The 7,857-nt window shown below is 37.2% G+C and carries 3 protein-coding genes; all 3 read right to left on the bottom strand.

Features of this window, described 5'->3' with window-relative positions; translation table 11 throughout:
* Nucleotides 1–5,030 (bottom strand): beta strand repeat-containing protein (locus tag B0A75_RS20785; RefSeq protein ID WP_089052717.1); only part of this gene is annotated, 5,030 nt, incomplete at its 3' end.
* A gap of 552 nt (nt 5,031–5,582) precedes the next feature.
* Nucleotides 5,583–6,509 carry a tRNA epoxyqueuosine(34) reductase QueG gene (gene queG / locus B0A75_RS02550; protein ID WP_165765075.1) on the bottom strand — a complete coding sequence of 309 codons (927 nt, stop codon included), beginning with the start codon at nt 6,507–6,509 and terminating at the stop codon, nt 5,583–5,585.
* Complete coding sequence (locus B0A75_RS02545; RefSeq protein ID WP_089052716.1) at nt 6,503–7,852, bottom strand: cytochrome P450; 1,350 nt, start codon at nt 7,850–7,852, stop codon at nt 6,503–6,505. Before B0A75_RS02545 ends, queG begins: the two co-directional genes overlap by 7 nt.
* Nucleotides 7,853–7,857 lie beyond the last annotated feature (5 nt).

The following is a 7,857-nucleotide window of genomic DNA, read 5'->3' as shown; positions in this document are numbered from 1 at the left end:
AAGCCTGAAATAGTTGTAGAAGTTGTACTTCCTGTAATATTTCCTGGATTGATCGTCCAATTTCCTGATGGAAGACCATTCAATACAACACTTCCTGTAGCAACTGTACATGTCGGCTGTGTTGTGATTCCAACTGCTGGTGCAGCTGGTGTGGCTGGTTGTGCATTGAACACAACATTACCTGATGCAGGTGAAGTACAGCCTGCAGCGTTTGTTACTGTAAAGTTATAGGTAGTTCCTGCTGTTAAGCCTGAAATAGTTGTAGAAGTTGTACTTCCTGTAATATTTCCTGGATTGATCGTCCAATTTCCTGATGGAAGACCATTCAATACAACACTTCCTGTAGCAACTGTACATGTCGGCTGTGTTGTGATTCCAACCGTTGGTGCAGCTGGTGTCACAGGTTGTGCATTGAACACAACATTACCTGATGCAGGTGAAGTACAGCCCGCAGCGTTTGTTACTGTAAAGTTATAGGTAGTTCCTGCTGTTAAGCCTGAAATAGTTGTAGAAGTTGTACTTCCTGTAATATTTCCTGGGTTGATCGTCCAATTTCCTGATGGAAGACCATTCAATACAACACTTCCTGTAGCAACTGTACATGTCGGCTGTGTTGTGGTTCCAACTGCTGGTGCAGCTGGTGTGGCTGGTTGTGCATTGAACACAACATTACCTGATGCAGGTGAAGTACAGCCCGCAGCATTTGTTACTGTAAAGTTATAGGTAGTTCCTGCTGTTAATCCTGAAATAGTTCTAGAAGCAGTACTTCCTGTAATATTTCCTGGGTTGATCGTCCAATTTCCTGATGGAAGACCATTCAATACAACACTTCCTGTAGCAACTGTACATGTCGGCTGTGTTGTGATTCCAACTGTCGGCGCTGCTGGATTTGGGGTAGTCGCTACATTAACTGTATTACTATTTGTTGAACAGTTTGATGCATTAGTAGCCGTTACATAATATCCATTTCCTGCAATAAGATTTGACCATGTTAAACCTGATCCAGTTCCAGGTATTGATCCTTGAACTGGTGTATTGCTTGAATTATATAATTGATAATTTACTCCGCTTACTGAAGTTGAAGAGGTAATTGTACCGTTTCCTCCAGGTGAAACACAAATAGTACTTCCTGTTAATGTTAATGCAGCTGGAAAAGTACTTATAGTAATAACAGCATTTCCTGTCATTGTAGCAGTACAAGATGTTCCCGAATTAGTATTAGTCGCAACAACAGTATAAGTTCCTGCTGCTGTTTTTGTTCCAAAACTGATCGCAGTACCCGTTCCTATAACAGGAGTTCCATTATTCGCTCCTCCCAATTGTAATTGATAGCTTACTCCACTATCTGAATTGCTTAATCCAACTGCAAATCCTGTTCCTCCTGTACAATATGTTCCACCACCTGTAACCGCATATGCTGTTGGAAGCGGATATACTGTAGCTGCTACTGCAACTCTAGATCCGGTCGTACAATTATTACTAGTAGCATCTACATAATAAGTAGTAGTTGCAGATAAATTCGGTGTAGTAAAATTTGTACCTGTTCCTAACGAGATTCCGCCTGTCACGTTGCTATACCAGTTGATTGTCCCTGCCGAGGCTGATGCAGACAAAATAACTGTTTCTCCTGCACATCCTGACCTAGGAGTTGTACTAGTAATTGTTGGTGTCGTATTTACTGTTGCTGTCACTTTAGTTCTAGCTGCAGAAGTACATCCGTTAGCTGCAGCCTCTACATAATAATCTGTAGTTGCAGATAAACTTGGTGTTTTATAACTTGTTCCTGTCGCTACTATAGATCCTCCTGTCGATACAGTATACCAATTGATTGTTCCTGACGAGGCCGTTGCTCCCAAAGTTACTTCTCCTAAATCACATCGTGATCCACCAGCGACTGCTGTTATGGTAGGTTTTGCATTAATGACAAAATTCGTTGCTGTTCTACAACCCGGATTATTAGAACATTCCGCATAAAAAATAGTTGATATAGGTGTTGTTCTATTTGCTACACCTGAATTTGGAGCTCCTACAGGATCAAAAGAATTTCCAGAACCTATTGATGATCCTCCAGATGCTGCTTTGTACCAATTTATTGTTCCGGGAGTCTGCAACATGATCTCACCTCCGTTTGGTGGGGTTATTGTCCAAGAAAAATTCCCTGTATATGTATCTTCACTTCCATAAGTAGTAGATATTAATTTGTATGTGATTCCAGTATTTAGATACATAGCACCAGATCCTTCACTGCCTCCTAATCGAGGTTCCTTACCGTTACTACCAGCAGTCCCACTATCATCATCGCCTCTGACCCATCCAGCAGAACAAGTTCCTGGTACAAAATCTTCAGTAACAATATAGCCCATACCATCATAATTGTTACTATTATTCATTGCAAATATATAGTTCCCAGCAACGCTTACTTGAAAAGAAGTTGTAACATAGTTTCTTTTAATCGAACTAAAACTACCAACACAACTATTAGAATTAATTATGACATTAGTGCGATTAGCTTTTAGATCAGTAGCTCCATTCCATGCTCCTGATATTGTAGTTCCAGAATTTACAAAATTACTAGAACAAGAAGTAGCCGTTAATGATCCCGAGTCCCCAACACACATTGAAACTCCAGTGGTTGTAGGGGCTCCCGGAACAGTCGTAATCTGTATTCCTGTAGTTGGAAGCGAAGTACATCCCTGTGCATTGGTTGTGGTTACTTGATAAGTTCCTGATACCAAGCCAGGAAAAACACCAGTTGCATTACTTGTTGAAGCAGTTACTGGATTTGTTCCTGTTAAAGTATAGCTTACGTTCGGACCATTCGCAGGTGCTGTAACCGTTATAGTTCCAGTTGGAGTTGTACAATTTCCCTGAGTTCTGTTAACTGTTGGAGCTGCTGGCAGTGCCAAAATTGTAATATCATCATCTGTTATTGTTGGACCAGCGCCATTAAAATTTGCTCCTGGAACATCTGCTTGGTTCGCTCCTTCATATTTTTTATTTACTGTACCATATCCATTTAAAGCAGCAGTTATTTTTCTAGTGCCATCTAGCCTGCGAGTTGGATCTAAGTATTGAGCTTGCGCACTAGAACTATGTTTCCCTGCAGCAATTGTACCTGATATTCTTCCAACTAAAGTTATAGTGACAACTCCGTTTTGTGCAATATTAAAATTTCCAATTAAAGGATTATTAGCCGAACCTGTACTAGACAAAGCCCCAGAAGGACCTGAAGCCTCCGTTGAATAAGATGCTGTTGCAGCATCAAATTCAATATTTGTTGGAAAAGAGAAATCTAATAAAACTCCAGCTGCATTTCCTGCTCCAGTATTCTTTATTTGAATCTCATATGTAACTTTCTCACCAATCGAACCACATACGTCACTTGTTGTTAATGCCTTTACTGTTGTCTCTAAAATAGGAAAACAACTTGCATTTACTTGTAAATTAGGCGGTACATCAGAAGAAATAAATGATTTTACAAATCCAGCTTCACCTGGTTGCGCACCATGATCTACTCCATTAAGACTGCCGTTATCTGTTTTACCAAAGGCACCAGCAGTAACAGAAGGATTTATCGTTACTCCTGTTCCTGGAACATTATATCTAATAATTCCACCACCACCACCACCACCTGGTCCATGTGAATTTCCTAAATCATTAAGTGTATTACCTCCCTTTCCTCCATTCGCCTCAATAGTAACATTTGTAGCTATAGCATTAGTATTCGAAATATTTAAAAAAACACTCCCTCCAGCTCCACCACCACCAGCTCCATCCGGAGATCCTGCGAAAGAACCTGGGGCACCAGGCCCTCCATTTGCTTTAATAAATCCATTTCCTTGAATATTACCCGCATTAATAAGAATTATAGCTCCACCAACTCCTCCTTTAACTCCATCTACAGCGTTATTGGCATCACCGGCTCCACCACCACCTCCCATAATTAGTCGAGTCAGTTCTGGTTCTGGTGTCTTAAAAGAAGTAAAACCTGGTCTTCCTCCTCCCGTACTAGGACTTGTAGCACCGCTGCCGCCTTGCCAACCTTTACCTCCTAAACCTCCGTATCCACCATTTCCACCACCGCCACCGCCGGAATTATGATCATTTCCTCCACCACCTGCATTTGCAGGAGCTCCTCTACCTGAAGATCCTCCCGGTAATCCTTCATTAGCGGCCCCATTGTCAACTTGACTAAAACCATCCCACATGTATCTTGGTGTACCAGCAATTCCTTCTCCTTTTCCTGAAATTGCTGTATTACTTGAGGGACCGACATAAGTTGTAGCATTGTTTTCACCAGTATATGCTACTGGACTGTAGCCTCCTCTAAATCCTCTTGCAGACCCTTCAATTATATTGCCGTTAAAATTAAAAGTCCCAGAAACATTAAAAGCAATTACCCCTCCTGCAACACCATTAAAAGGCGGAGTTGTAATAATAGAATTTAAAGTTAGATTAGAATATTGTGGTACTCTAACGATTTGAAATGTTCTCTGTCCTCTAGTTGGCGTTGCTTTTGCATTAAAAAAACTATTTCGAACACCGCCATTAGAACCTGTTCCTTTAAAAGTCAGATTTCCTCCTCCCAGGGGAACATTATTTGTCGCAATAACGTACTCAAAAATCCCCGTATTATTAATATTTAGAAACCCAGTACCCCCTAAAACGTCTTTACCACTATTTGTTGTTCCAGATCCATACGCTGAATTGTTACTATAATCAATTGTTGCATCTTGCATCTGAATAATCAAAATCAGATCTCCTGCTGAAATCGGAATAGTACCAAAGTTGTTTCCTTTACCATCTGATCCCGGTGATGCCGCCAATAAAATTGCCTGTGCTCCAGCATTTAAATTAATATCACCGCTAATTGGGAAATAAGTATTTACAGAACCTGTTATCGCTATAGGGCCATCACCTCCTGGTGTTCCACAAACCTGAGCAACAGAACTTAATGATACTAATAGAAATAATAAAAGAAAAAAACTTGACCTAACAAAACTAGATACATTAAAAGTAAAGTTACGCATAGACAAACAGGGTACTAGTTGGGAGTATAGAAAATTTGGAAGCTGAAAACCAAAATTTGGCTTTCAGATTATAATATAAATACGAAAAAATAATGTAAACAGATTTTGGATAATTGAAAAAGGACTTTTCAAAATCGCACAAAAGATAGTTAAGCGTTTGGACCATAATGCATTTAGGTTCAAGACACAATGTCTTTGGGGGTTAGTTAAGTAAATTTGGTGCTGCGAAAGTATACAAAGACCTCAATACTAACTACATTAGTCGATAAACTACATGAAAAAACGTTGAAATGCACAATCCTTAAAAACAAATTAACCTTTAAACCTTAAAAACATAACAATCTGATAACAAAATAGCAGAAATTTCTTAAAATTTTACAGAAAAAACAGCATGACGAGATTTGAATGATTAATCCGTAAATTTATCCTACAAAACATATGGTACAAAAACAAACAAAACACACATAACTAATTAAAAATCAATATTGTGTGTTTTTATTTTATAAGAAGAAAAGTTTCTTTAAATATGAATGTAAAACAGAAAGAGTAAATTTATTCTAGGAAATTAATATTTCGCCTAAGTCCATCAAATTTGGTTCTTTTAATAGGCGAATTTTTGAAAACTAACCGAAAAGTTTCTTCGGTAATTTCGAGCCAATCTTTTTTAGAAAAAGAAAGTAATTCGGGGTTCGGATTAAACAATGGTTCTGAATGTGGTTTAGAAAATCGATTCCAAGGACAAACATCTTGGCAAGTGTCGCATCCAAACATCCATTCGTCAAACTTCCCCTTCATTTCATGTGGCAAATTTTCTTTCAATTCAATAGTATAATACGATATACATTTGCTGCCGTCGACCACATATGGCGCAACTATTGCTTGTGTAGGACAAGCATCAATACAAGCGGTGCAAGAACCGCAATGATCTGTTACCGCATGATCATATTCTAGCTCTAAATCTAAAATAAGTTCTGCTATAAAGTAGAAAGAGCCTACTTTTTGGGTAATTAAATTACTGTTTTTTCCAATCCATCCTAAACCACTTTTTGCTGCCCAGGCTTTATCCAAAACTGGCGCAGAATCAACAAAAGCGCGACCAGAAACTTCTCCAATATTCTCTTGAATCGAATGAAGAAATTCTTTTAGTTTTTCTTTTATAACAAAATGATAATCCTGACCGTATGCATATTTGGAAATCTTAAAACTTTCCTCATTTTGAACTTCCGAAGGATAATAATTAAGCAAAAGAGAAACAACGCTTTTTGCATCATCAACCAATAAAGTTGGGTCAAGTCTCTTATCAAAATGATTCTCCATATAGGTCATTTGACCATTGTAATTGTTTTTCAGATATTTCTCAAGCCGTGGAGCTTCTTGTTCTAAAAAACCAGCTTTCGATATTCCACACGAAATAAAGCCAAGTCGTTTGGCTTCTGATTTTATAAATTTTGAATATGTCTCTTTAGAATTAATCAGCATCTTTTAGAGAATGAAACTTTAACGTTAACAGGTTTTAAAGTAATTAATGGATTAAACAGAATTAAACTATCATTAGATTTAATCACATATTTTTTTACAATTTGAGATATTGTAAGACACATTTCATAAATCGCAAAGCCAGTTCCAATACACATCCTTGGTCCTGCACCAAAGGGATAAAAATATTGCATTGACTCTTTCTTTTGCTCGCCCAAAAATCGCTCAGGAATAAATTCATCTGGATTCTTCCAATACTTAGGATTACGGTGCAATTCATAAAAAGAAATACCGATAAGAGTATCTTTCTTTATTTTAAACTGCCCAAAAGAATCATCTTCAAGATTCTGCCTGTCTGTAATCCAAGCTGGTGGATACAAACGCATAGATTCGTTCAAAACGGCATTCAAATACGTCATTTTTTGAAGTTTTTCAATAACATTTTGAGTTTCCGACTCAATTTGACAAATTTCTTCAAAAACTTTTTCTTGTACTTCTGGATTACTGCCTAACAAATGAAGTGTAAATGTTAAAGCATTTGCAGTTGTTTCATGTCCTGCAATAAACAAAACTTTAATTTCATCAATCAATTGCTCTACCGACATGCTTTCACCAGTATCTTCGTATCTGGTTTCTAAAAGCATATTCAATAAATCATTTATTACTTCCTTTGAAGCTTTTCGTTCATTGATAATTTCACGAATAATACTATTATTCTCTTCTGCTAACTTAAGATGCTTTTTTACTTGACCACTTAATGAGAACCACCAAGCTTTATGCGGAAGCCGAATTTCTTTAATTAAAAAATGCTGCACTTCTTCAATAATAAATTTAATTCGTTCAAATTTATTTTCTGCAGTTTCAAGCTGAAACAAAGATTTTGCCACAACATTAAATGCCAGATTACTCATTATTGGAAAAAGATCTATCGGCTTTTCTTCACCGAGATTATCCAATTCTGCACTAATAGTTATATTCATATTATCAACCAACTGATTCATTTTTTGTTTATGAAATGCGGGTTGGATAAGGCGTCTCTGCTTTAACCAAAAATCACCATCGCTGGTTAAAAGACCTTTCCCTAAATACTTAGAAAGATATACAGATTGAAATTTAGATTTATGATAATTCTTTTGATTTTTAACTAAAATATATTGCGCAATTTCATTATCTCTCGACAAAATGATATGCTTTGAGAAACCAATTCTAATGGAGAAAGAATCTCCAAATTTCTCAAAATATCTATTATGAAAAGGAATCGGATTTTTTCTAACCCCTTCAGCATCTTTAAAAAATCGAACTATTGATAATTTATTTGGGTACTTATATTTTACATTATTAGACATAACTG

Source organism: Flavobacterium oncorhynchi, assembly GCF_002217355.1.
GTDB classification, from domain to species: Bacteria; Bacteroidota; Bacteroidia; order Flavobacteriales; family Flavobacteriaceae; genus Flavobacterium; species Flavobacterium oncorhynchi.
This window is presented reverse-complemented; position numbering and strand designations above follow the sequence as displayed.

What these genes read in the sequence shown, in the direction of transcription:
- B0A75_RS02545 (WP_089052716.1), bottom strand. Translation starts at nt 7,852, where the DNA reads ATGTCTAATAATGTAAAATATAAGTACCCAAATAAATTATCAATAGTT.
- queG (WP_165765075.1), bottom strand. Translation starts at nt 6,509, where the DNA reads ATGCTGATTAATTCTAAAGAGACATATTCAAAATTTATAAAATCAGAA.